This window comes from Saccharothrix ecbatanensis, from assembly GCF_014205015.1.
GTDB classification, from domain to species: Bacteria; Actinomycetota; Actinomycetes; order Mycobacteriales; family Pseudonocardiaceae; genus Actinosynnema; species Actinosynnema ecbatanense.
Genome location: NZ_JACHMO010000001.1, coordinates 9,343,151 through 9,367,679, shown reverse-complemented (window position 1 = coordinate 9,367,679; position 24,529 = coordinate 9,343,151). Strand labels below are relative to the sequence as shown.

The window sequence follows — 24,529 nt, the reverse complement described above, 5'->3', positions numbered from 1 at the left end:
CCGCACAGTGGATGCGTAGCGTCTTCATGACAAGTCCTCGGCCTATTAGTACCGGTCAACTCCAGCCGTTACCGACCTTCCATCTCCGGCCTATCAACCCAATGGTCTGTTGGGGGCCTTAACCCACAAAGGGGTGGGATACCTCATCTAGGAACAGGCTTCCCGCTTAGATGCTTTCAGCGGTTATCCCTTCCGAACGTAGCCAACCAGCAATGCCCTTGGCAGGACAACTGGCACACCAGAGGTCCGTCCGTCCCGGTCCTCTCGTACTAGGGACAGCCTTCCGCAAGTATCCTACGCGCGCGGCGGATAGGGACCGAACTGTCTCACGACGTTCTAAACCCAGCTCGCGTACCGCTTTAATGGGCGAACAGCCCAACCCTTGGGACCTACTCCAGCCCCAGGATGCGACGAGCCGACATCGAGGTGCCAAACCATGCCGTCGATATGGACTCTTGGGCAAGATCAGCCTGTTATCCCCGGGGTACCTTTTATCCGTTGAGCGACCACGCTTCCACAAGCCATGGCCGGATCACTAGTTCCGACTTTCGTCCCTGCTCGACCTGTCGGTCTCACAGTCAAGCTCCCTTGTGCACTTGCACTCGACACCTGATTGCCAACCAGGCTGAGGGAACCTTTGAGCGCCTCCGTTACCCTTTGGGAGGCAACCGCCCCAGTTAAACTACCCACCAGGCACTGTCCCTGATCCGGATCACGGACCGAGGTTAGACATCCAGTACGACCAGAGTGGTATTTCAACGACGACTCCACACTGACTGGCGTCAGCGCTTCACAGTCTCCCACCTATCCTACACAAGCCGAACCGAACACCAATACCAAGCTATAGTAAAGGTCCCGGGGTCTTTCCGTCCTGCCGCGCGTAACGAGCATCTTTACTCGTAATGCAATTTCGCCGGGCCTGTGGTTGAGACAGTCGAGAAGTCGTTACGCCATTCGTGCAGGTCGGAACTTACCCGACAAGGAATTTCGCTACCTTAGGATGGTTATAGTTACCACCGCCGTTTACTGGCGCTTAAGTTCTCAGCTTCGCCCCGAAAGACTAACCGGTCCCCTTAACGTTCCAGCACCGGGCAGGCGTCAGTCCGTATACATCGTCTTGCGACTTCGCACGGACCTGTGTTTTTAGTAAACAGTCGCTTCTCGCTGGTCTCTGCGGCCGAAAAATCCTAGCCCGCAAGGGGCTTCAAATCCCTCGGCCCCCCTTCTCCCGAAGTTACGGGGGCATTTTGCCGAGTTCCTTAACCACAGTTCGCCCGATCGCCTCGGTATTCTCTACCTGACCACCTGTGTCGGTTTGGGGTACGGGCCGCATGAACACTCACTAGAGGCTTTTCTCGGCAGCATGGGATCACTCTACTTCGCCTCAATCGGCTATGCATCACGTCTCAGCCTTAATGCAGCACGGATTTGCCTATGCTACGGCCTACACGCTTACACCAGTACTACCACTCACTGGCGGAGCTACCCTCCTGCGTCACCCCATCGCTTGACTACTACAAGTTCAGGTCCCGCGCTCCACGTCGAAGGTCATCCGAAGACAACCCCCGGGCTTCGGGCGGTTAGTATCACAAGGTTCGCCATGGGCGCGTTCACACGGGTACGGGAATATCAACCCGTTGTCCATCGACTACGCCTGTCGGCCTCGCCTTAGGTCCCGACTTACCCTGGGCGGATTAGCCTGGCCCAGGAACCCTTGGTCATCCGGCGGACGAGTTTCTCACTCGTCTTTCGCTACTCATGCCTGCATTCTCACTCGTCCAGCCTCCACACCTGGATCACTCCGGCGCTTCAATGGCTGAACGACGCTCCCCTACCCATCCCAGCGTTACACTGAAATGACACGGCTTCGGCGGTGTGCTTGAGCCCCGCTACATTGTCGGCGCAGGACCACTTGACCAGTGAGCTATTACGCACTCTTTAAAGGGTGGCTGCTTCTAAGCCAACCTCCTGGTTGTCTGGGCGACCCCACATCCTTTCCCACTTAGCACACACTTAGGGGCCTTAGCCGGCGTTCTGGGCTGTTTCCCTCTCGACTACGAAGCTTATCCCCCGCAGTCTCACTGCCGCGCTCTCACGTACCGGCATTCGGAGTTTGGTTGATTTCGGTAAGCTTGTGGGCCCCCTAGACCATCCAGTGCTCTACCTCCGGCACGAAACACACGACGCTGCACCTAAATGCATTTCGGGGAGAACCAGCTATCACGGAGTTTGATTGGCCTTTCACCCCTAACCACAGCTCATCCCCCAGGTTTTCAACCCTGGTGGGTTCGGGCCTCCACGTAGTCTTACCCACGCTTCACCCTGGCCATGGCTAGATCACTCCGCTTCGGGTCTAGACCACGCGACTCAAACGCCCTATTCGGACTCGCTTTCGCTACGGCTACCCCACACGGGTTAACCTCGCCACGCAGCACTAACTCGCAGGCTCATTCTTCAAAAGGCACGCCGTCACCCCTAAAGGCTCCGACGGATTGTAGGCACACGGTTTCAGGTACTATTTCACTCCCCTCCCGGGGTACTTTTCACCTTTCCCTCACGGTACTAGTCCGCTATCGGTCACCAGGTAGTATTTAGGCTTAGCGGGTGGTCCCGCCAGATTCACAGCGAATTTCACGAGTACGCTGCTACTTGGGAACACTGTAAGAAGACGGTGAGTTTTCGCGTACGGGACTTTCACCCTCTACGGCCACGCTTTCCAGACGCGTTCCGCTAACGACACCGTTTTATGACTTCTTGTCAGCTCGGCAGAACTGACGAACAGGTCCCACGACCCCGTACACGCAACCCCTGCCGGGTATCACACGAATACGGTTTAGCCTCTTCCGCTTTCGCTCGCCACTACTCACGGAATCACGGTTGTTTTCTCTTCCTGCGGGTACTGAGATGTTTCACTTCCCCGCGTTCCCTCCACACGCCCTATGTGTTCAGGCGTGGGTGACCCCACATGACTGGGGCCGGGTTTCCCCATTCGGATACCCTTGGATCTCAGCTCGGTTGACAGCTCCCCAAGGCTTTTCGCAGTCTCCTACGTCCTTCATCGGCTCCTGGTGCCAAGGCATCCACCGTGTGCCCTTAATAACTTGCCACAAAGATGCTCGCATCCACTGTGCAGTTCTCAAAGAACAACCAGACACCATCCCACGATGCCCACGCCTGCCAACCGGAGCTGGCGGTTCGCGGACGGAGACCGTCCTGTCGCTTCCTCGCTGAGCAAAACACTTGCGTGTTCCCTCAGGACCCAACAGCGTGCCGAACAGAAGTCTCGAACCCTCTGGAGACCCTTCCATGTTCCCGAAGGAACCGTACTAACTCTCCAAACAACCCAGGATTCTGTATATAGCCAGCATCCACATCATTGAGCAACCACCGATCGATCATTCGCCGATCGCGAGGCTCTCCACAGGCCCTCTCGAAAGAGAACCGGTGAGGAATGCTCCTTAGAAAGGAGGTGATCCAGCCGCACCTTCCGGTACGGCTACCTTGTTACGACTTCGTCCCAATCGCCAGTCCCACCTTCGACCGCTCCCCCCCTTACGGGTTGGGCCACGGGCTTCGGGTGTTACCGACTTTCGTGACGTGACGGGCGGTGTGTACAAGGCCCGGGAACGTATTCACCGCAGCGTTGCTGATCTGCGATTACTAGCGACTCCGACTTCACGGGGTCGAGTTGCAGACCCCGATCCGAACTGAGACCGGCTTTGTGGGATTCGCTCCACCTCACGGCTTAGCAGCCCTCTGTACCGGCCATTGTAGCATGTGTGAAGCCCTGGACATAAGGGGCATGATGACTTGACGTCATCCCCACCTTCCTCCGAGTTGACCCCGGCAGTCTCCCATGAGTCCCCGCCATTACGCGCTGGCAACATGGAACGAGGGTTGCGCTCGTTGCGGGACTTAACCCAACATCTCACGACACGAGCTGACGACAGCCATGCACCACCTGTACACCGGCCACAAGGGGGGCCGTATCTCTACGGCTTTCCAGTGCATGTCAAGCCCAGGTAAGGTTCTTCGCGTTGCATCGAATTAATCCACATGCTCCGCCGCTTGTGCGGGCCCCCGTCAATTCCTTTGAGTTTTAGCCTTGCGGCCGTACTCCCCAGGCGGGGTGCTTAATGCGTTAGCTGCGGCACGGAGGACGTGGAAGTCCCCCACACCTAGCACCCACCGTTTACGGCGTGGACTACCAGGGTATCTAATCCTGTTCGCTCCCCACGCTTTCGCTCCTCAGCGTCAGTATCGGCCCAGAGACCCGCCTTCGCCACCGGTGTTCCTCCTGATATCTGCGCATTTCACCGCTACACCAGGAATTCCAGTCTCCCCTGCCGAACTCAAGTCTGCCCGTATCGACTGCAGGCTCCACGTTAAGCGTGAAGTTTTCACAGCCGACGCAACAAACCGCCTACGAGCTCTTTACGCCCAATAATTCCGGACAACGCTCGCACCCTACGTATTACCGCGGCTGCTGGCACGTAGTTAGCCGGTGCTTCTTCTGCGGGTACCGTCAGTTGCCCTTCGTCCCCGCTGAAAGAGGTTTACAACCCGAAGGCCGTCATCCCTCACGCGGCGTCGCTGCATCAGGCTTTCGCCCATTGTGCAATATTCCCCACTGCTGCCTCCCGTAGGAGTCTGGGCCGTGTCTCAGTCCCAGTGTGGCCGGTCACCCTCTCAGGCCGGCTACCCGTCGTCGCCTTGGTAGGCCATTACCCCACCAACAAGCTGATAGGCCGCGGGTCCATCCTGTACCGCCGGAACTTTCCACCCACCACCATGCGGAGGCAGGTCATATCCGGTATTAGACCTAGTTTCCCAGGCTTATCCCAGAGTACAGGGCAGGTTACCCACGTGTTACTCACCCGTTCGCCGCTCGTGTACCCCGAAGGGCCTTACCGCTCGACTTGCATGTGTTAAGCACGCCGCCAGCGTTCGTCCTGAGCCAGGATCAAACTCTCCAATAAGGAATGTTTGATCGCTCCGAACAACACTGACATTAATGTCAGTTGTCCAGTAACAATCTCAAAGGAAACCTCTTGACAGAGGTTCATAAATTTACTGGCTATTCGGCACGCTGTTGAGTTCTCAAAGAACACGCGCACACCGTCACTCATCACATTCAGTGATTCGATCCGGGGCTTCTATGTTCGCCGCGCTCCGTTCCGGTCTCTCTCCGGCCCGTTCCGCGCTGACATGGAGAAAGTTACACCCCGCCCAACGCGGAGACAAATCGGGGGTCTGGAGCCCTGTCTCCGCAGGTGGGAGTACGTGCGAAGGGCCCAGATCCGGATCATGTGTGATCGGGACCACTCACGCGAGTTTTCCGTGCGGCGCCGACGGCAGGTGCACGGCCACCGACAGACCCCCGCCGGGCACCGCCGTGGCGTGCACCTGACCCTCGTGAGCTGCGACAGCGGCCCGCACGATGGACAGCCCGAGCCCGGTGCCCGTGCGCGCGGTCCGGTCGGTGCCACCCCGTCGGAACGGCTCGAACAGCTCTTCCACCCGGTCCGGCGCGATGACGGGCCCGGACGACGACACCCGCAGCAGCGTCCACTCGGGGCCGCCTTCAGTGCGCACTTCGATCCACCCACCAGGGAGGTTGTGGCGCACGGCGTTCTCCAGCAGGTTCCCGGCGATCCGTTCCAACAACGCCGGGTCGCCGACGGCGGGCGCCGGCGCCGTCAGGAACGACACCCGCAGCTGACGGTCCTCCGCCTCCGGCCGCGCGGCCTTCCACGCCGACTCGACCACCGCGTTCAGGTCCACCGGCTCGCGCACCGCCAGCCCTAGCCCGTCCGTGCGCGCGAGCAGCAACAACGCGCTGACCAGCTGCTCCGCCCGTTCCGTGGCGGCACGCACCACGCCCGCCATGCGTCGCAGCTCCTCGACGTCGGCGTCCGGGTCGGCGAGCGTCACGTCCAGCTCCGTGCGGACCACGGCCAACGGTGTGCGCAGCTCATGGGAGGCGTTGGCGACGAACCGCCGTTGCGATTCGAACGCCGCCTGCAACCGGTCGAGCATTTCGTCGAACGTGTCGGCCAGCTCGGCGACCTCGTCGCGCGGGCCTTCCAGGCGCAGCCTCTCCCCCAGTGATTCGGCGGAGAGGCGGCGGGCCGCGTCGGTGACGTCGTGCACCGGTTGGAGGACGCGGCCGGTGAGGGTCCAGGCGAGCAGGGCTGCGGCGGCCACGACACAGAGGAAGGCGACGGAGCCGGACCGCAGCACGTCGTCCCGGGCCTGTTCGCCGAGCAGGTCCATCAGCGCGCCGGCGTCGACCTCGCGTCCGTCGACGATGACGGTGCTGCCTTCGGCGAAGCGGGGTGACGAGGCGATGACGCGGCCGACCAGGAGCCAGCCGAGCAGGAGCAGCAGGCCGCTGACGAACGCGACCAGGCCCGTCGCGAGGAGCGTCAGCCGCGTCCGCAGCCCCGGTCCGCGCCTGCCGGCCAGCTCTGAGTTCAGCGTGGGCCTACTTCGGGGACACCGGCCGTGGGTACGCGGTAGCCGGAGCCGACCACCGTGTCGATGATGCCCGGCTCGCCGAGCTTCTTGCGCAACGTCATGACGGTGACCCGGACGGTGGTGGTGAACGGGTCGGCGTTCTCGTCCCAGACGCGTTCCAGCAGCTCTTCGCTGGAGACGACCGATCCCTTGGCTGCGAGCAGCACTTCCAGCACGCCGAATTCCTTGCGGGTCAGCTCGACGGGTTGGCCGGCGCGGCGGACCGTGCGGCGGGCCGGGTCGAGTTCGACGTCGCGGGCGGTGAGCAGCGGTGGGGTGGCCGGGGTGGCGCGGCGGGCGAGGGCGCGGACGCGGGCGACCAGCTCCGGGAACGCGAAGGGTTTGGCCAGGTAGTCGTCGGCGCCGAGGGACAGGCCCGCGACCCGGTCGTCGATGCCGGCGCTGGCCGTGAGCATCATGACCCTGGTCAGGGCGCCGGAGCTGAGGATCTCCTTGCACAGTTCGTCGCCGGACATGCCGGGTAGATCGCGGTCGAGAACGACCACGTCGTACCGGGTCACGGTCGACTTCTCGTGGCCGGACTCGCCGTCGTACGCGACGTCGACCGCCATACCTTCGCGCCGCAGGCCACGCGCGATCGCGTCGGCCAACGGCACCTCGTCCTCGACTACCAGGATCCGCACACGACAACGGTGCCACAGATCCCTGAGAGGCTGCTTAGCGTGAAGCTGTCGACCCCCGTCACGGGCATACCGGCCGGTGGCCCTTGTGACGGGGCCCGGCTGGGTGTCGGCCTAGTCCCGGCCGGCGGCACGCAGGTAACCGATGTCGACGAGATTCGGCTCAGGCGGGAGCTCCCCGGCCGCGTAGGCGTGGCGTGCCGCGGTGAGGCGGGTAAGGCGGGCCGCCTGTACCACCATCACCCGGCGCAGACTGGCGCTGACGCCGCCGCGCTCGGCCACCACGCCGGCCAGGCGTGCCAGGGTTTCGGCGCACCGGGCGATGCGGACGTCAGGCGCGCCCCGCATCTCCCGCACGGTGGGGTCCACCAGGGGGAACCTCGCGGACTCCGGCAATGTCACGGGCTCGCTCGACGGCGGGATGTGCGTGTTGAGCAACATGCCGATCGAGTTCTGCTCCAGCGCGTTCCGGTAGACCGTGCACTCGACGCGGCCGAGCAGCTTCTGCGCCTCGCGGTGGTCCGGCCGGCCGGCGTCCTCCAATTCCCACAGCGGCCACAGTTCGAGCTCGGCGACCTCCATGACGTCGAGAACGCGCATGGCCACCGCGTCGGTGCGCTGGTTGGAGAGGTGCCGCCGGACGCGGACGCGCAGGCCTTCGTTCGTCTGCCCGACGTAGATGGGTTCTCCGTCGAAGTCGTAGAACGCGTAGCACCCCCACTTCGCCTCCGACCACCGTCGCCCGCGCGGGTCCTTGGCGCTGAGCGCCTCGTCCAACATCGCGTGGAAGATCCGAACGCCGGGCGGCAACAGCGCGGCGATGGGCGGGCGCCTCCGGTGCCTCGTCACGGTCGATTCTTCGATCGACGTGAAGTCCAGCTCAACCGGTAGCGGTGGGGTCGCTGCGGTCGGGCCGGCCGCAGCGTCGCCGGCCAGCGATGCAGGGTTGGTCGAGTTGCGCACCCGGGTCCAACGCTCCAACCAGCGGTCGACTTCCGCCTCGTGCGCGGTGTCATCGTGGTTGCCCCGGTACCTCAGCACGTTGCGCACGAAGGCCAGCGCGATGGTGGAGCTGGTCAGGCGCCTGCCGGCGAGGAGGTCGCTGATGCTCGCCGGCGACAGCGATTCGCCGTGCTTGTCCGCGAGCCGGCTGAGGACGGCGTAGCTGGGCTCGCCGGAGGCGATGTGGAACGCCTTCAGTTCGGCGGCGAAACCGCGTAGCAGGTCAGGGTCTACTGCGCTGACGTACACGAGCGAACCTCGGTCTCCGATTGAACGTCGATGAACGGCATCGAACAGCCATAAACGCATGTCAATCGGATGAAACCGTTCAGGTGCGTTTGATGTCGTTCAATGTGCCGTGGCCATTCAATCGCACATGGTCAACTGTGTCCATGACTTCGCCTGAACGCCGCCGGACGCCGGTGGACCCGTCGCGCGACCGCCTCGTCGACCTGGTCGCGCTGATCTCGTTTGTGCTCCTCTCGGCCACCGTCCACCTCGTCGCGGGCTTGGAGGCCCTGATCGCCGTCGACGCCGTGGCGGCGAGTCTCTACGCGCTGTGGCGTCGCGGCCGGTAACCGCCCGCGCAGTTCCGGCAGGGCCGGACGGGTCTCGGCCAGGCGGGTGACGTTGAGGAGCGAGCGGAGCGCGGCCGTCTCGCCGCGGGCGCGTTCCAGGGCCGCCCTCGCCTCCGCGCGGGTCATCAGCTCGGTCAGGGCGGCGTGGCGGAGCTCAGTCGGCATGACAACCGCGTTCCGACGGCATGAGCGCGTGCCGCGACCCCGCCCTCCTCGTCCACGCACACCGCGACCCCGGTCGGGCGGCGCCGGTCGGGAGCACGTGGCTCGCGGAGACCGGGCACCGGCGTGATCGGCCGGGGTCGCGGTAGTGGGGGTTAGTTCTTGGCGGTTGCGGGGGTTGGGGTCGGTAGGTCGGCTGCTACCCATTCGGTGATGCGGCGGGCCACGTCCTGGGCGGTCAGGCCGCAGTCGGCTAGGACCTCGCCCCGTTCGCCGTGCTCCTGGAACGCCTGGGGGATGCCCAGGTCGCGGAGGGGGACGTCTACGGAGGCGTCGCGCAGTGCGGCGGCCAGTGTCCAGCCGAAGCCGCCGTGGCGGCCGCCGTCCTCGACGGTCACGACCAGGCGGTGGTTGGCGGCCATCTGGACCAGGTCGGCGGAGATCGGGAAGACCCAGCGGGGGTCTACCACGGTTACGCCGATGCCCTGGTCTGCCAGGCGCTGGGCGGCTGCCAGGCCGAGGGAGCCGAAGGCGCCGACCGTCACGAGCAGGACGTCGTCGCCGGAGCGTTGGAGGACGTCGACCTTGCCCACGCGCTCGACAGCGGGCAGGTCGGGGCCTACGGAGGCCTTCGGGTAGCGGACCACGGACGGCGCGTCGGAGATCCGGACGGCCTCGCGCAACTCCTCGCGGAGCGTGGCGGCGTCACGGGGCGCGGCGACGTGGATGCCGGGGACCAGCCCGCAGATGGACATGTCCCACATGCCGTGGTGGGACGCTCCGTCGGGGCCGGTGATGCCCGCTCGGTCCAGGACGACGGTGACGCCCTGCTTGTGCATGGCGACGTCCATCAGCAGCTGGTCGAACGCCCGGTTGAGGAACGTCGCGTAGATCGCCACCACCGGGTGCATCCCGCCCATGGCGAGGCCCGCGGCGGACGTCATGGCGTGCTGCTCGGCGATACCCACGTCGAAGCAGCGGTCCGGGTAGAGGCCGGCGAACTTGTCCAGGCCTGTCGGGCCGCGCATGGCGGCGGTGATGGCGACCAGGTCCGGCCGCTCGCCGCCCAGGGTCGCCAGCTCCTCCGCGAACACGTGGGTCCACGTGCGCTTGGACGGGCCGATGTTCTCGCCGGTGATCGGGTCGATGACGCCGGTGGCGTGCATCTGGTCGGCCTCGTGGTTCTCGGCCGGCGCGAAGCCGTTGCCCTTGCGGGTCACGGTGTGCACGATGACCGGTCCGCCGAACGACTTGGCCCGCCGCAGCGCCGACTCCAGCACCGCGTTGTCGTGGCCGTCGACCGGGCCGATGTACTTCAGGCCGAGGTCCTCGAACATGGCCTGCGGGCTGAGCGCGTCCTTGATGCCGCGCTTGGCCGCGTGCAGGGCCGCGTAGACGGGCTTGCCGACGATCGGGGTGCCCTGGAGGGCGTTCTTGCCGCGCTCCAGGGCGCGTTCGTAGCCGGGCTGGAGGCGCAGGGAGGACAGGTGGTCGGCCAGGCCGCCGATGGTGGGCGAGTACGAACGGCCGTTGTCGTTGACCACGATCACCACGGAGCGGTCGACGCCCGCGGCGATGTTGTTCAGGGCTTCCCAGCACATGCCGCCGGTCAGCGCGCCGTCGCCGACGACCGCGACGACGTGCCTGCGCTCGCCGCCGAGCTGGTAGGCCTTGGCCAGGCCGTCGGCGTAGGAGAGCGCGGTCGAGGCGTGGCTGTTCTCCTCGATGTCGTGCTCGCTCTCCGACCGCGACGGGTAGCCGGACAGGCCGCCCTTCTGGCGCAGCGTGTCGAACCCGTCACGGCGACCGGTGAGGATCTTGTGGACGTAGCTCTGGTGCCCGGTGTCGAACACGACCGAGTCCTGCGGCGAGTCGAAGACCCGGTGCACCGCGATGGTCAGCTCGACGACACCGAGGTTGGGCCCGAGGTGCCCGCCGGTCCGGGAGACCTTGTCGACCAGGAACCGCCGGATCTCGGCCGCGAGCCGCACCAGGTCGTCGGCACCCAGCCGTTTCAGATCCGCCGGTCCGTGCACGGATTCCAGCAGCGTCACTGCGCTCCACCTCGCCCTGTGGTCGGCTCCCCGATTGCCCGGTCAGTCTACGGACGGAGGACTGAGACGGCGCTCAGCGAACGGGCTTCAGCAGCGCAATGCACTCGACGTGATGAGTCATCGGAAACGCGTCGAACGCCCTGAGCTGGGCCAATTCATAGCCCTGATGGGCGAAGGCGGCGATGTCGCGGGCCAGGGCGGCCGGGTCGCACGCGACGTACACCACACGAGCGGGTCTACTTCGTGCGATGGCGGTCACCACGACCTTGCCCGCGCCCTTGCGCGGCGGGTCGAGCACGACGACGTCCGGCGGCAGGTCGGTGAAGTCGGGTGTCTCCAGCACCGTCTCGGTGCGGCCCACGTACCAGCTGACCTGCGGTTGGTCGGACAGGTTGAGCTTGCCGTCCTCGACCGCGCCGAACGACGACTCGACCACCGCGACGGATCCGGAGACGCCGACCTGCTCGGCCAGCACGGACGCGAACAGGCCCACGCCGCCGTACAGGTCCCAGGCCCGTTCGCCGGGCTGGCAGTCCGCCCAGTCCCGGACGACGCCCGCGAACGTGTCCGCGGCGGCCGGGTGGACCTGCCAGAACCCGTCGGAGCGGAGGTTCCACGTCCGGCCGGCGGCGAGTTCGGTGGCCGTGCCGCTGCCGGCGCGGCGCTGGGACGGTCCGGGCACGGGACGGCCGCGGCGCACGACCGGCGGGCCGATCTCGGTCAGGTGGACCTGCGCGCCCGCGTCCCGGGTGATGACGAGCTCGGACTTCGGCGGCCACGTGCGGTCGACGACGTCCTTCAGCGCGTCCGGCGCGGCGATGACGCAGTCGTCCACCGCGATGACCTCGTGGCTGCGGTGGGCGCGGAACCCGGCGCGACCGTCCCGGCCGACGGCCATCCGCATCCGGGTGCGCCAGTCCTCCGGCCCGCCGGGCAGGTCCTCGACGATGACCTCCCAGTCGAGCTTGGCCAGCCGGTGCAGCTGCTCGCTGACCACGGCGGCCTTCAGCTCGCGCTGCGCCTGCCACGACGCGTGCTGCCAGTCGCAGCCGCCGCACAGGCCCGGCCCGGCGTACGGGCACGGCGCCTGGACCCGGTCCGGTGACGCCTCCAGCACCTCGACGGCGTCACCGCGGCAGAACGAGCCGCCGGTGTCCTCGGTGATCCGGACGACCACCCGTTCGCCGGGCAGCGCGTGCCGGACGAAGACGACGCGGCCCTCGTGCCGGGCGACGCAGTGCCCGCCGTGGGCCACCGCGCCGACCTCCACCTCGATGAGCCGCTGCTTCCAGGTCGCCGTCACTTGCCGTTCCTCTGATCCTCTTGGCCACGCTTGTCCAGACCACGCCGGATGGCGCCGGGCGCGACGACGTCGTCTTTGTCGGTCACCTTCGAGGATGACGCCAGCTGCCAGGGCACGCTCGTCACCATCACGCCCGGCTGGAACAGCAGCCTGCCCTTCAGCCTCAGCGCGCTCTGGTTGTGCAGGAACTGCTCCCACCAGTGACCGACCACGTACTCCGGGATGAACACCGTCACCACGTCGCGCGGGTTGTCCGTGCGGACCCGTTTGACGTACTCCAGGACCGGCCTGGTGATCTCCCGGTACGGGGACTCGATCACCTTCAGCGGCACCTTGAAGTTCTCCTTCCCCCACGCTTGCACGAGCCGGCGGGTGTCCATGTCGTCCACGTTGACGGTCACCGCCTCCAGGATGTCCGGTCGGGTGGCCTTGGCGTACGCCATGGCCCGCAGGGTGGGCATGTGCAGCTTGGAGACGAGCACCATGGCGTGGTTGCGGGCGGGCAGCAGCTTCTGCTGCTCCTTGTTCTGCTCCTGCTGGCGCAGCTCCTCGGCGACGCGGTCGTAGTGCCGGCGGATGGCGGTCATCAGACCGTAGATGGCGGCCATCGCGGCGATGGCGATCCACGCGCCGTTCAGGAACTTGGTGATCAGCACGATGATCAGCACGGCGCTCGTCATGAACAGGCCGAAGCTGTTGATCGCCTGCGAGCGGCGCATCCGGCGGCGTGCGGTGGGGTCGGTCTCGGAGGCCAGCAGCCGGTTCCAGTGCCGGATCATGCCGCTCTGGCTGAGCACGAACGACACGAAGACGCCGACGATGTAGAGCTGGATGAGCTTGGTGACCTCCGCGTCGAACGCGACGACCAGCACGATCGCCGCGAGCGCGAGGAAGACGATGCCGTTGCTGAACGCCAGCCGGTCGCCGCGGGTGTGCAGCTGGCGGGGCAGGTAGCGGTCCTGGGCGAGGATCGAGCCGAGCACCGGGAAGCCGTTGAACGCGGTGTTCGCGGCGAGCACCAGGATCAGGCCGGTGAAGAAGATGACGTAGTAGATCGCGGGCGAGAAGCCGCCGAACACGGCGCCGGCCAGCTGGGCGACGAGCGTCTTCTGCTGGTAGCCCTCGGGCGCGCCGACGAGCTGGTGCGCCGGGTCCTCCGCCACCACCACGCCGGTCACCCGGGCCAGGAAGATCAGGCCGAGGAACATGACGATGGCGAGGACGCCCATCAGCAGCAGGGTGGTCGCCGCGTTGCGCGACTTCGGCTTGCGGAACGCGGGCACGCCGTTGCTGATCGCCTCGACGCCGGTCAGCGCCGCGCTGCCGGAGGAGAACGCGCGCAGCACGAGGAACGCCAGGCCCACGCCGGCGAGGTGTCCCTGCTCGCCGGCCAGGGTGAAGGTCGAGCTCTCGGCGCGGACCTCGTCGTCGAGCAGGAACACCCGGACCGCGCCGTAGACGATCATGCCGACGATGCCGGCGACGAACGCGTAGGTCGGGATGGCGAACATGGCGCCCGACTCGCGCACGCCCCGGAGGTTCATCGCGGTGAGGATGACGATCGCCGTCACCGAGAACAGGACCTTGTGCGTGTCCACGAACGGCACCAGCGAACCGATGTTCGCCGCCGCCGAGGAGATCGACACCGCTACCGTGAGGATGTAGTCGACCAGCAGCGCGCTGGCGACCGTGAGGCCCCAGCGTGGGCCGTGGTTGACGGTCGCGACCTCGTAGTCACCGCCCCCGGAGGGGTACGCGTGCACGTTCTGCCGGTAGGAAGCCACCACCGCGAGCATCACGACCACGACGACCAGGCCGATCCACGGGCTGAAGGCGTACGCCGAGAGACCGGCGACCGACAGCGTCAGCAGGATCTCCTCCGGCGCGTAGGCCACGCTCGACATCGGGTCGGACGCGAACACCGGCAACGCGATGCGTTTGGGCAGCAACGTGTGGGAGAGGCGATCGCTGCGGAAGGGCCTGCCGACCAGGAGGCGCTTGGCCGCGGTTGCGAGCTTGGACACGGGTCGAAAGCGTAAGGGGTCGCGTCCCCTGGTCGGACTAATCGTGGGTAGGTTCTCCGCAGACGTCGTTCGGGAGGCTTTCGTGCACGTGGTGATCATGGGCTGTGGCCGGGTGGGCTCGTCCCTGGCCAGGGCGCTGGAGCGCCTGGACCACCAGGTCTCGGTGATCGACAAGGACGCGATGTCGTTCCGGAGACTCGGCCCCGACTTCCACGGCCAGCAGGTCGTCGGCAACGGTTTCGACCAGAAGGTGCTGATCCAGGCCGGTATCGAACGGGCGGGCGCGTTCGCGGCCGTGTCCAGCGGCGACAACTCCAACATCATCTCGGCGCGGGTGGCGCGGGAGACGTTCGGGGTGGAGGCGGTGGTCGCCCGGATCTACGACGAGAAGCGCGCCGCGGTGTACGAGCGGCTGGGCATCCCGACCGTGGCGACCGTGCCGTGGTCCACCGACCGGTTCCTGCGGATGCTGCTGCCCGAGGGCACGGCGACCGCGTGGCGCGACCCGTCCGGCACGGTGGCTGTGCTGCCGCTTGAGCTGCACGAGGACTGGGTCGGGCGCACGGTGCGCGACCTGGAGGAGGCCACCGGGTGCCGGGTAGCGTTCGTGATGCGGTTCGGGACCGGCGTGCTGCCCGACTTGAAGACGGTGCTCCAGGCCGACGACCAGGTGTACGTGGCCGCCCTGTCCGGCACCGTGACGGATGTTGCCGCGGCTGCGGCTCACGCGCCGGAGGAGAGCTGAGTTGCGTATCGCCATTGCTGGGGCCGGCGCGGTGGGCCGGTCCATCGCGGCCGAACTGGTGTCCGACGGGCACCAGGTGATGCTGATCGAGCGGGACCGCAACCACTTCGAGCCGCACACCGTGGAGCAGGCCGAGTGGGTGCAGGCCGACGCGTGCGAGCTGTCGTCGTTGGAAGACGCCGGGATGCAGCTGTGCGACGTGGTGATCGCGGCGACCGGTGACGACAAGGTCAACCTGGTCGTGTCGCTGCTGGCGAAGACCGAGTTCGCGGTGAAGCGCGTGGTGGCTCGGGTGAACGACCCGGCCAACGAATGGCTGTTCACCGAGTCGTGGGGCGTGGACGTGGCCGTGTCCACGCCGCGCATCCTGTCGGCGCTGGTCGAGGAGGCGGTGACGGTCGGGGACGTGGTGCGGTTGATGACGCTGCGCCAGGGTCAGGCGAACCTGGTGGAGATCACCCTTCCCGGTGACACGCCGCTGGCCGGCTCGCCCGTGAACGGGTTGGCGCTGCCCCGCGACGCGGCGCTGGTGACGATCCTGCGCGGCGGCCGGGTCATCGTGCCGACGCCCGAGGACACGCTGGAAGGCGGGGACGAGCTGCTGTTCGTGGCCTCCGCCGCCGTGGAGAACGAGATCCGCTCGGCGCTGGGGTACTAGCCCGGACTTGGCGCGAAACGGAGCAGGGGCCCTGGCGGGGGCCCCTGCTGCGTGAGTTCGTCTGTTACCGCTCGTCGGCCCGTGCGGGCTGCGGGCGGTGTTCGGCGGGAACGTCGAGCATCCGCTCGTAGATGTCCGGCTTGGCGAGGTTCGGATCGGCCCCGGCCTGTGCCCGGAGGCGTTCCTCGGCGGCCCGGTTCTCTTCCTCGGCGAGGGCGAGCGAGGCCTTCAAGCGCTTGTCCGAACGGCGGACCGCCCACACGGTGGCGACCAGCGCCACCGCCATCAGCGGGTAGCCCATGGCCAACCGCGCCGCGGCCAGCCAGCCGACCGACGCCTCGTCGTACAGCCAACGCTGCACCACGAACCTGGCGCCGAAGACGAGCGCCCACACGAGCGTGGCGATGTCGTAGTCGCGGACGCTCGCCTTGTCCTGCCGCCACGACTGGCCCTGGCCGTTGAGGGCCGACCAGATCACGCCGGCGAGCGGCCATCTGACCAGGATCGAGCCCAGGAACACGCCGCCGTAGACGAGGCTCTGCCAGATGCCGAACAGGAAGAAGCCCTTGGCGTCACCGGTGCGGTAGGCGATGAACGCGGCGATGCCGACGCCGAAGACCGCCGAGACGGCCGGCTGCACCGAGCCCTTGCGCATGGCCAGCACGATGCCGATCACCACGGCCGACGACAGCGCGCTCCAGATCGCCGGCATGAGCCCGGCCAACGCGTTGACCAGCACGAACACCACGACGGGCAACGAGGAGAACAGGAGACCGCTGACGCCGCCCATCTGCTCCAGCATGGTGGGCTGCTTCTCGGACTCGTCCACTTTTGTCATGAAGCGTTCTGCAACTCGTAGTAGGGGTTGTAGAGCACCTTGCGGCCGTCACGCACCGCTATCCGCCCTCTGGCCTTGATCGTCCTGCCCGGCTCGATGCCCGCGATCCGGCGACGACCCAGCCAGACCAGCGTGACGCCCTCGGTGCCGTCGTACAACTCCGCCTCCAGCGTGGCGGCGGCGTCACGCGGACAAAGCTCGACACTGCGCAGCCTGCCCATCACCGTCACCTCCTGACCGGACTCGCAGTCGCACGCGCGGATGGCCCCGACGGCCTCGGCTTTTCGAGACAGGTCGTCGGCGTCCAACTCGCTGACGTCGGTGGTAAGCCGACGCACGAGGCGGCGCCAGTAGCCACCCCCAGTACCAGTCATCCCCGACTCCTGGAATGCGCGGGGCCTCGACGACGAAGCCCGTCCAACAGCCAGCGTAACCGGGTCCACCCGGTCGGGTATCCGACTGGGGGAGGATCTGGCGTCATGAGATCGACACGCGCCGTTCTGCTGCCCGGCACCGCGTCCGACGAGGTGTTCGTGGCGTCGGTCTTCGCGGGTCCGCTGGCGGAGGCCGGGTTGTCGCTGCTCGCCCCCGCGTCGCGGGGCGTCCGGGAGCACGTGGAGGCGTTGGACGCCGCCTGGGACGGGACTCCGCTGGTCGTGGGCGGGGTGTCGCTGGGGGCGCACGTGGCGGCGGCGTGGGCGGTGCGGCATCCCGAGCGGTGCGCGGGGCTCCTGGTGGCCTTGCCGGCGTGGCACGGGGCCGCAGACGGCGCACCGGCTGCCTTGGCCGCGTCGGCCAGTGCCTCGGTGGTGGAGTCGGCGGGGGTCGAGGCCGCGCTCGCCGGGGTGGACGGGTGGCTCGGCGCCGAGCTGCGGCGAGCCTGGCCCCGGTACGGGACGCGACTGGCGGAGGTGCTGAGGGAGGCCGCCGGGTCGTCCTCGCCGACGTTGGCCGAACTGGGCGGGCTGACGGTGCCAGTGGGGGTCGCCACCTGCACTGACGACCCCGTTCACCCGTTGGGTATCGCCCGGGAGTGGGTCGGGGCGCTTCCCCGTGCCGTGCTGCGCACGACGACGCTGGCGGCGTTGGGCGCGGACCGGGAGTCCCTGGGCCGCGCCACGCTCACCGCGTACCTCGATGCCTAGGCCTGCTGTTGGCCTTGGGCCTGGACGTGCCTGGCGATGGCCTCGGGCAGTTCGATCGGCAACGGCGTGCGCACCGGCATCGCCTGCTCGCCGCGCACCACGATCGTGTCCCTGACCAGCGCGTACAGCGCCTCGGTCGCCTTCAGGCCCAGCTCCTCGGTCGGCGCCGCGGCGATACCGCGCAGCATCCACCGGTGGCCGTCCACGCCCACTACGCGCAGGTGCACCTCGTTGTTGCGGGCCGCGATCTCCTCGCCCCACTCGCCGTTCTCCCGCAGGATCCGGAAGCCGTCGGACTTGAACTGGGCGATCATCTCGCTGCTGACGTCCGGCCACAGCCGGTCCGACTTGGGCGCGGCGAACGCGCTGACGGTGAGCTGGCCGACGGTCGTCAGCAGGTGCACCGCCCGCACCGCGCCCGCCGGGTCCATCTCCACCTGGAGCTGCGCGCCGTCGGGCACGGGCAGCCGGATCGAGCCCAGGTCCAACCGGGTCAGTCCGTCGTCCGGGGCCTGCGACTCGTCGAACGGCCCCACCTCGGCCTCCTCGACACCGTCGAACTCGACCTCGGGTTGCGCCGTCCCCCGGTTCGCGGAGTGCCTACCGCGCTTGCGGCGCTTTCCGAACATCGCCTTCACCCCTCCGTCCGGGCGAGCACGTCGTGCCCGCCTGTAGAGCCGTAGCCGCCCTCTCCGCGTGCGGAGTCGGGCAGCTCTTCGACTTCGCGGAACACCGCGTGTTCCACCTTTTGCACCACGAGCTGGGCGATCCGGTCACCGCGCGTGAGCACGACGGCCTCGCGCAGGTCGTGGTTCACCAGACAAACCTTGATCTCACCCCGGTAGCCCGCGTCGATCGTGCCTGGTGTGTTGACCACGCTCAGACCGACACGCGCGGCCAGGCCCGAACGCGGGTGCACGAATCCCGCATAGCCCTCGGGGAGCGCGATCGCGACACCGGTCCCCACCACCGCGCGTTCACCCGGTTCGATCACCACGTCGGTGGTCGTCACCAGGTCCGCGCCGGCATCACCCGGTCGGGCGTAGGCCGGGACTGGCACGGCAGGATCGAGACGGGACAAGAGGACCTCGACGCTGGGCACGGCGCGCGAGACTACCCTGGTGGTGTGAGCGAGAGTGCTGTGACCGCCCCCATCGTGTTCCGCGAGCGGCTGTACGTCCCGTGGTGGGGCTGGCCGCTGCCGTTGGCCGCGGCCGCGTTGCTGGCGGCCGAGATCCACATGGGGTTCCCGGGCGTGCGGTCGTGGCTGCCGTACGTCATCACGGTGCCGCTGGCCGTGCTGCTGATCGTGCGGATGGGTTCGGTGAAGGTCGAGGTGTCCGGCGGCGAGCTGCGGGTCGGCCAGGCGCACGTGCCGCTGGACCTGCTCGGCGAGGTCGAGGTGTTCGACTCGAAGTCGAAGCGGAAGGCGATGGGGCCGAACCTGGACCCGATGGCGTTCGTGACGCACCGCGGGTGGGTGGGGCCGATGGTGCGGGTCGCGATCGACGACCCCGCGGACCCGACGCCGTACTGGCTGTTCAGCGTGCGTTCGGCGGAGAAGTTGGCGGCCGTGCTGCGTGATCGGTGAAAACCCGGTCGGGTTCGCGCCGGTTCGGACCGCGTCGGCCGGGATAGTGTCGGTCCGGGTGACTTTCGCGACGGGGACCAGGGCGCCACCCCGGCGGTGGGGGTGAGCGCCCAGGTCTGGTCGTTGGTGTCTACTGCTGGTGGTGCCTGTGGTGCCGTGGTGCTTACTGCCGTGTGCTCACTGCTGGAGGGTCGTGCTCTCGATCGTGCGTCAGGCGCAGTCGCGGCAGATGTACTGGCCGTTGACTTCTTCGGCCAGCCTGCTGCGGTGGTGCACCAGGAAGCACTTCGAGCACGTGAACTCGTCCGCCTGCTTCGGCAGGACCTTGAACGTGAGCTCCTCGCCGGACAGGTCGGCGCCCGGCAGCTCGAAGTTCTCGGCGGTCGCGTCCTCGTCGATGTCGACGACCCCGGACTGCGTTTCGTTGCGCCGCGCCTTCAGCTCCTCTAGGGAGTCCTCAGCGAGTTCGTCCGCCTCGCTGCGACGCGGTGCGTCGTAGTCGGTCGCCATGCTTCTTTCACCCCTGCGGTCTACGGAGACTGTTCGTGTCGCTGGTTAACGCACCAGCGCCCCAATTTGTGCCCTCCGTCCCCAGTGACGGAGGTCTCGCTCTTGCGGCCGGGCGCCAACCCCCTGTACGTCGACGCTTTCCGGTGCCCGGAGGTGCCCGGAGCGCCGAGAGGGTAGCTCATTGATCGGGGGGCCGTGCAGCGGGTTCCCCCTAATTGAGCAGACGGGTGACACGCCCATCACACGCAGGCCCGATAGGCTTTGGGTGGGCATTGCCCACCCGGTGCTCCCGTGCTGTGATGCCCGACATGGGCGTTGACCGTCCGCGACCGGGTGGTTGCGTCCCGCTACACACCCGCCCGAGACGCGGGGCGGCGGGGCGCGGCATAGCCTGATCACCATCAGCACTGGGCCAGGGGAGGTCGACGGACGTGGGACCCGGTACGGGGAGCAGCGGGTCGTCGCGGTACCGGAAGCGACGGCCGTTGCCGGCGCTCGTCCTGTTCCTGGTGCTCGCCGTGACGTCGGTAGTGGTGTGGAACCGCGTGCTGGCGGACGCTGGGGACGTGGACGCCGCGATCAAGTGCAACACGCCGGGTTCGGCGCCCTCGGTCGCTTCCGGCGCGCCACCGGCCGGGCCGCAGCCCGCGCTGGGCACGGTGCTGGAGCACAACGCGCTGGACCGGACGGATCCGGTGCCGGTCGGCGAGGTGCAGTTCCGCGTGTTCAACGCCAGCACGCAGCGCAACCAGGCGCGGTTCGTCGCGACGACGCTGGTCGAGCTGGGGTTGAAGCAGGCGGCCGAGCCGGGCAACGACCCGGTGTACCCGGCGCAGGACATGGCGTGCCGCGGGCAGATCCGGTTCGGGGCGCCCGGTGCGGGTGCCGCGCGGACGTTGAGCCTGATCGAGCCGTGCCTCGAGCTGGTGCGGGACGAGCGGCAGGACGCGACGGTGGACCTGGCGATCGGCCAGAAGTTCAGCGAGGTGAAGCCGAACAGCGACGCCCGCAAGGTGCTCGACCAGCTGGCCGCGTGGGCCGAGCAGCAGCCGGAGCAGCAGGGTGGCCAGGCGGCCGAGGGCTCGACCGCGCCGTCCCTGAACGCCGACAACCTCGAGGCCGCCCGCGACGTCCACTGCTGACGCTGCTGACGCGCTGCCGACTCACCCCCGCCACGGGTGACCCCACCAGGGTGATTCCGCGCGAGTCGAACGCTCAGGTCCCGCGTGTCGAACACTCAGACCCCGTGAGTCCTACGTTCAGGACCCGTGAGTCCTACGTTCGGAACACCCGAGTTCAACGCTCAGAACACGGGGCGACCGACCCCAGCCGTCCTGAGCGTTGAATTCGGGGTACGGGAACGTAGGACTCACGCGTTCTGAACGTAGGACTCACGCGTTCTGAACGTAGGACTCACGGGGTCTGGAGGTTCGACACGCGGGACCTGGGGGTTCGACTCGCGGGTTAGACCTTGCCGAAGCCGGACTCGACCAGGGCGGTGAACAGGGCGTCGGCGATGCCCGGCGCGGCGGCGAACGTGGCGTCCGCCCCCAGTTCCGGCGCCTCCCCCGGCAGGTGCACGACCGCACCGGCCTCACTGGCCAGCAACGCCCCCGCCGCCCAGTCCCACCGACCCAGCGTGTGCTCGGCGTACGCGTCCAGCCGCCCGGCCGCCACGGCGCACAGGTCCAACGACGCCGCACCGGCCCGCCGCATGTCACGCACCCGCGTCGCCAGACCGGCCCACGCCTCCGCCTGACGCTGCCGCCGCTCCGCCCGGTACGCGAAGCCGTAACCCAAAAGGGACAAGTCCAATCGGGTGGCGTCCGACACGGCGAGCCGCCGCCCGTCCAGCCACGCCCCACCCCCGCGCGCCGCCGTCCACACCCGTCCGCTGACCGGTTCCACGACCGCGCCGGCCACCGACGCGCCGTCGATCTGGGCGGCGATCGACACGGCGTAGTGCGGAATCCCGTACAGGTAATTCACCGTCCCGTCGATCGGGTCGACGACCCAGGTCAGCCCCTCGACCGCGGCGGTACCGCCTTCTTCCTCCCCGATCACCGGCTCACCGGGTCGCAGTTCGGCGAGCCGCCGCCGGACGAGTTGCTCGGACGCGCGGTCGGCCGCCGTCACCACGTCCGTGGCACTGCTCTTGGTGTCGACATCGGTCACGGCGGCTTCGCGCATGGTGACCGCCAACTCGCCCGCCTCGCGGGCCACGAGCACGGCGGTGTCGACCAATGAGCGCGGATCGAAACGCAACTGTTCCTCCTGCGTCACTCTCACGGGACTATCGGAGAACCGCAGGCTAATGTCTGCGGCCACGGTTACTGAATCGAGTAGGAAGGCCACGGGGATGGGCATGACCCGCGGGTTCGGTGTGGACATCGGCGGTTCCGGCATCAAGGGCGGGCTCGTGGACCTGGAGGCGGGTGCACTGGACGGCGAGCGCCTGCGCATCATCACGCCGCAGCCTTCGACGCCGGACGCGGTCGCCGACGTGGTCGCCGAGATCGTCGAGAAGTTCAACTGGGACGGTCCCGTGGGCGTCACGCTGCCCTGCGTCGTCAAGCACGGTATCGCGCACAGCGCCGCAAACGTCGACCAGGCGTGGATCGGCACGGACGCCGCCGAACTGTTCTCCCAGCGCCTCGGCCGGCCGAAGGACCAGATCGTCGTGCTGAACGACGCCGACGCCGCCGGTATCGCCGAGATGCGGTTCGGCTCCGGTGTCGGCCGGGACGGCCTGGTGGTCCTGCTGACGTTCGGCACGGGCATCGGCACCGCCCTGTTCCAGGACGGCAAGCTCATCCCGAACACCGAGTTCGGCCACCTCGAAGTCGACGGCCACGACGCGGAGAAGCGCGCCGCGGCCTCGGTGAAGGAGGACAAGGGCCTGACCTGGGCGGAGTGGACGCCGCGCGTCTCCCGGTACGTCAACGTGCTGGAGGACCTGATCTGGCCGGACCTGGTGATCGCGGGCGGCGGGGTCAGCAAGAAGGCCGAGAAGTGGCTCCCGCTGCTCGAGGTGCGCACCGAGGTGGTGGCCGCCGCGTTGAAGAACGACGCGGGCATCGTGGGGGCCGCGGTAGCCGCCGCGCAGGGTCTCCGCCACTGATTTACGCATCGTTCCACCTGCGAGAACGCGTGCCGGACCGCTCCGGAGGACGCCGCGGCGCAACGGCACGCGATTCTCGTCGTTACAATGGAACGGTGCCCCGCTGACGAACGATCCGGCGGGGGATCCCCCGTACTCAGGCGACCGAGGTTCGCGCCCTTCGGTTTGCCTTGATCGACAGTCGTGAAAGGGCGTACGTGGCAGCCGCGAAGACGACTCAGGCAGCTCAGGCTGACGCCGAGGAGACGCCCAAGGCCACCTCGGCGAGGAAGGCCCCGGCCAAGAAGCCGGCGGCGAAGACCGCCGCGGCGGGGAAGACGGCCACGCGGGCGCCGCGCAAGACGGCCGCCAAGGCCGGCACTGCCGCGCCCGGCAAGGTGAAGAAGGACGGCGAGGACCCCGAAGACCTCGAAGGCGCTCCTGATGCCGAAGACCTGGTCGAAGACGTCGAGTTGATCGACGAGCCGGTCGAGGAGGAGCCCGCCGAGGAGGAGGCCAAGCCCGGCGAGGGTGACTTCGTCTGGGACGAGGAGGAGTCGGAGGCCCTGCGGCAAGCCCGCAAGGACGCCGAACTCACCGCCTCGGCCGACTCGGTCCGCGCCTACTTGAAGCAGATCGGCAAGGTCGCGCTCCTCAACGCGGAAGAGGAGGTCGAACTCGCCAAGCGCATCGAGGCCGGCCTCTACGCCGCCGAGCGGGTGCGCCGGGCCGAGGACGAGCAGGAGAAGCTGACCCCCCAGATGCGCCGTGACCTGCGGTGGATCGTGCGGGACGGCGAGCGGGCGAAGAACCACCTGCTGGAGGCGAACCTCCGGCTCGTGGTGTCGCTCGCCAAGCGCTACACCGGTCGTGGCATGGCGTTCCTGGACCTGATCCAGGAGGGCAACCTCGGTCTGATCCGCGCGGTGGAGAAGTTCGACTACACCAAGGGCTACAAGTTCTCCACGTACGCGACGTGGTGGATTCGCCAGGCGATCACCCGCGCGATGGCCGACCAGGCCCGCACCATCCGCATCCCGGTGCACATGGTGGAGGTCATCAACAAGCTCGGCCGTATACAGCGTGAACTCCTGCAGGACCTGGGCCGCGAGCCCACGCCCGAGGAGCTCGCCAAGGAAATGGACATCACCCCGGAGAAGGTGCTGGAGATCCAGCAGTACGCCCGGGAGCCCATTTCGCTGGACCAGACGATCGGCGACGAGGGCGACAGCCAGCTCGGTGACTTCATCGAGGACTCCGAAGCCGTGGTGGCCGTGGACGCGGTGTCGTTCACGCTGCTCCAGGACCAGTTGCAGTCGGTGCTGGCGACGCTGTCCGAGCGCGAGGCGGGTGTGGTGCGGCTGCGGTTCGGCCTCACCGACGGCCAGCCGCGCACGCTGGACGAGATCGGCCAGGTCTACGGCGTGACGCGGGAGCGGATCCGGCAGATCGAGTCGAAGACGATGTCGAAGCTCCGGCACCCGTCCCGGTCGCAGGTTCTGCGCGACTACCTGGACTAATAGCTCGACCGAAGATCACTCAGAGCAAGGGCTCCATCGGCCGTCCAGCCGATGGGGCCCTTGCTCTTTGGCGCAATGTCACCCGATCGGACGACTGCTAACGATCACTCTCCGTGCTGTCCTGGAAGTGGCGCAGCTG

20 protein-coding genes and 2 rRNA genes are annotated in these 24,529 nt (G+C 67.5%); 8 read left to right on the top strand and 14 right to left on the bottom strand.

Annotated elements, in window-relative coordinates:
• Window positions 1-25: 25 nt before the first annotated feature.
• From F4560_RS41900 to F4560_RS41880, 5 genes are all read right to left on the bottom strand, one after another.
• A 23S ribosomal RNA gene (locus F4560_RS41900) occupies window positions 26-3,107 on the bottom strand.
• Between the two features lie 355 nt (window positions 3,108-3,462).
• Window positions 3,463-4,979: ribosomal RNA gene (locus F4560_RS41895) — 16S ribosomal RNA — on the bottom strand.
• Together the 16S and 23S rRNA genes form the textbook arrangement of a ribosomal RNA operon.
• Window positions 4,980-5,325: 346 nt before the next feature.
• Window positions 5,326-6,276 carry a sensor histidine kinase gene (locus tag F4560_RS41890; protein WP_246477951.1) on the bottom strand — a complete coding sequence of 317 codons (951 nt, stop codon included), beginning with the start codon at window positions 6,274-6,276 and terminating at the stop codon, window positions 5,326-5,328.
• A gap of 200 nt (window positions 6,277-6,476) precedes the next feature.
• Window positions 6,477-7,163: a response regulator transcription factor gene (locus tag F4560_RS41885; protein ID WP_184928552.1), complete on the bottom strand. Its 687-nt coding sequence runs from the start codon at window positions 7,161-7,163 to the stop codon at window positions 6,477-6,479.
• 111 nt (window positions 7,164-7,274) lie between these two features.
• Window positions 7,275-8,411, bottom strand: coding sequence for a GIY-YIG nuclease family protein (locus tag F4560_RS41880; protein ID WP_184928551.1), 1,137 nt, complete (start codon window positions 8,409-8,411; stop codon window positions 7,275-7,277).
• 143 nt (window positions 8,412-8,554) lie between these two features.
• Here F4560_RS41880 and F4560_RS41875 point away from each other — a divergent pair, with 143 nt between their 5' ends.
• Window positions 8,555-8,740 (top strand): hypothetical protein, encoded by a 186-nt coding sequence (locus tag F4560_RS41875; protein ID WP_184928550.1) that lies wholly within the window; start codon window positions 8,555-8,557, stop codon window positions 8,738-8,740.
• Window positions 8,741-9,057: 317 nt separating this feature from the next.
• On the opposite strand, the gene dxs is transcribed toward F4560_RS41875, so the two are convergent.
• The 3 genes from dxs to F4560_RS41860 all read right to left on the bottom strand — a co-directional run bounded on the left by dxs (window position 9,058) and on the right by F4560_RS41860 (window position 14,283).
• Window positions 9,058-10,956, bottom strand: a complete 1,899-nt coding sequence (gene dxs / locus F4560_RS41870; RefSeq protein WP_184928549.1) for a 1-deoxy-D-xylulose-5-phosphate synthase — start codon at window positions 10,954-10,956, stop codon at window positions 9,058-9,060.
• Between the two features lie 73 nt (window positions 10,957-11,029).
• Window positions 11,030-12,259: a class I SAM-dependent RNA methyltransferase gene (locus F4560_RS41865; RefSeq protein ID WP_184928548.1), complete on the bottom strand. Its 1,230-nt coding sequence runs from the start codon at window positions 12,257-12,259 to the stop codon at window positions 11,030-11,032.
• Window positions 12,256-14,283: an APC family permease gene (locus F4560_RS41860; protein ID WP_184928547.1), complete on the bottom strand. Its 2,028-nt coding sequence runs from the start codon at window positions 14,281-14,283 to the stop codon at window positions 12,256-12,258. The genes F4560_RS41865 and F4560_RS41860 overlap by 4 nt, the downstream gene beginning before the upstream one ends.
• An 82-nt stretch (window positions 14,284-14,365) precedes the next feature.
• Between F4560_RS41860 and F4560_RS41855 the strand changes: the two genes are divergently transcribed.
• Together F4560_RS41855 and F4560_RS41850 are read left to right on the top strand one after the other, a co-directional pair.
• Window positions 14,366-15,028 (top strand): potassium channel family protein, encoded by a 663-nt coding sequence (locus F4560_RS41855; protein ID WP_184928546.1) that lies wholly within the window; start codon window positions 14,366-14,368, stop codon window positions 15,026-15,028.
• Window position 15,029: 1 nt separating this feature from the next.
• Complete coding sequence (locus F4560_RS41850) at window positions 15,030-15,686, top strand: potassium channel family protein (protein ID WP_033437070.1); 657 nt, start codon at window positions 15,030-15,032, stop codon at window positions 15,684-15,686.
• Between the two features lie 64 nt (window positions 15,687-15,750).
• Here F4560_RS41850 and F4560_RS41845 read toward each other — a convergent pair whose 3' ends face one another.
• Entirely contained in the window at window positions 15,751-16,524 is a 774-nt protein-coding gene (locus F4560_RS41845; protein WP_184928545.1) for a DUF3159 domain-containing protein, read from the bottom strand.
• On the bottom strand, window positions 16,521-16,898 hold the full coding sequence (locus F4560_RS41840) for an OB-fold nucleic acid binding domain-containing protein (RefSeq protein WP_184928544.1): 378 nt from the start codon (window positions 16,896-16,898) through the stop codon (window positions 16,521-16,523). Before F4560_RS41840 ends, F4560_RS41845 begins: the two co-directional genes overlap by 4 nt.
• A gap of 105 nt (window positions 16,899-17,003) precedes the next feature.
• Between F4560_RS41840 and F4560_RS41835 the strand changes: the two genes are divergently transcribed.
• The gene (locus tag F4560_RS41835; RefSeq protein WP_184928543.1) at window positions 17,004-17,669 is read left to right on the top strand and encodes an alpha/beta fold hydrolase; all 666 of its coding nucleotides are present in this window, start codon (window positions 17,004-17,006) and stop codon (window positions 17,667-17,669) included.
• On the opposite strand, the gene F4560_RS41830 is transcribed toward F4560_RS41835, so the two are convergent.
• The gene (locus F4560_RS41830) at window positions 17,666-18,298 is read right to left on the bottom strand and encodes a DUF3710 domain-containing protein (protein ID WP_184928542.1); all 633 of its coding nucleotides are present in this window, start codon (window positions 18,296-18,298) and stop codon (window positions 17,666-17,668) included. The two genes, F4560_RS41835 and F4560_RS41830, sit on opposite strands and share 4 nt — an antisense overlap.
• Window positions 18,299-18,303: 5 nt before the next feature.
• The gene (dut, locus tag F4560_RS41825; protein ID WP_184928541.1) at window positions 18,304-18,771 is read right to left on the bottom strand and encodes a dUTP diphosphatase; all 468 of its coding nucleotides are present in this window, start codon (window positions 18,769-18,771) and stop codon (window positions 18,304-18,306) included.
• Window positions 18,772-18,795: 24 nt separating this feature from the next.
• Between dut and F4560_RS41820 the strand changes: the two genes are divergently transcribed.
• On the top strand, window positions 18,796-19,260 hold the full coding sequence (locus F4560_RS41820) for a DUF3093 domain-containing protein (protein WP_312869801.1): 465 nt from the start codon (window positions 18,796-18,798) through the stop codon (window positions 19,258-19,260).
• A 210-nt stretch (window positions 19,261-19,470) separates the two neighbouring features.
• On the opposite strand, the gene F4560_RS41815 is transcribed toward F4560_RS41820, so the two are convergent.
• Entirely contained in the window at window positions 19,471-19,770 is a 300-nt protein-coding gene (locus F4560_RS41815; RefSeq protein ID WP_053717171.1) for a DUF4193 domain-containing protein, read from the bottom strand.
• A 431-nt stretch (window positions 19,771-20,201) separates the two neighbouring features.
• On the opposite strand from F4560_RS41815, the gene cei reads away from it, so the two are divergent.
• Complete coding sequence (gene cei, locus F4560_RS41810; RefSeq protein WP_184928540.1) at window positions 20,202-20,912, top strand: envelope integrity protein Cei; 711 nt, start codon at window positions 20,202-20,204, stop codon at window positions 20,910-20,912.
• A 322-nt stretch (window positions 20,913-21,234) separates the two neighbouring features.
• On the opposite strand, the gene F4560_RS41805 is transcribed toward cei, so the two are convergent.
• A complete protein-coding gene (locus F4560_RS41805) occupies window positions 21,235-22,035 on the bottom strand; it encodes an inositol monophosphatase family protein (protein ID WP_184929711.1) in 801 nt (266 codons plus the stop codon).
• Between the two features lie 94 nt (window positions 22,036-22,129).
• On the opposite strand from F4560_RS41805, the gene ppgK reads away from it, so the two are divergent.
• Window positions 22,130-22,891, top strand: coding sequence for a polyphosphate--glucose phosphotransferase (gene ppgK, locus F4560_RS41800; RefSeq protein ID WP_184928539.1), 762 nt, complete (start codon window positions 22,130-22,132; stop codon window positions 22,889-22,891).
• A gap of 197 nt (window positions 22,892-23,088) precedes the next feature.
• Complete coding sequence (locus F4560_RS41795) at window positions 23,089-24,390, top strand: RNA polymerase sigma factor (protein WP_184928538.1); 1,302 nt, start codon at window positions 23,089-23,091, stop codon at window positions 24,388-24,390.
• Window positions 24,391-24,529: the final 139 nt, after the last annotated feature.

Bases quoted from the DNA above. Each gene is read 5' to 3' on its own strand.
- F4560_RS41815 (WP_053717171.1), bottom strand. From the start codon at position 19,770: ATGGCGACCGACTACGACGCACCGCGTCGCAGCGAGGCGGACGAACTC.
- F4560_RS41830 (WP_184928542.1), bottom strand. From the start codon at position 18,298: ATGTTCGGAAAGCGCCGCAAGCGCGGTAGGCACTCCGCGAACCGGGGG.
- F4560_RS41835 (WP_184928543.1), top strand. From the start codon at position 17,004: ATGAGATCGACACGCGCCGTTCTGCTGCCCGGCACCGCGTCCGACGAG.
- F4560_RS41875 (WP_184928550.1), top strand. From the start codon at position 8,555: ATGACTTCGCCTGAACGCCGCCGGACGCCGGTGGACCCGTCGCGCGAC.
- ppgK (WP_184928539.1), top strand. From the start codon at position 22,130: ATGGGCATGACCCGCGGGTTCGGTGTGGACATCGGCGGTTCCGGCATC.
- F4560_RS41840 (WP_184928544.1), bottom strand. From the start codon at position 16,898: ATGACTGGTACTGGGGGTGGCTACTGGCGCCGCCTCGTGCGTCGGCTT.
- F4560_RS41890 (WP_246477951.1), bottom strand. From the start codon at position 6,276: ATGGACCTGCTCGGCGAACAGGCCCGGGACGACGTGCTGCGGTCCGGC.
- F4560_RS41845 (WP_184928545.1), bottom strand. From the start codon at position 16,524: ATGACAAAAGTGGACGAGTCCGAGAAGCAGCCCACCATGCTGGAGCAG.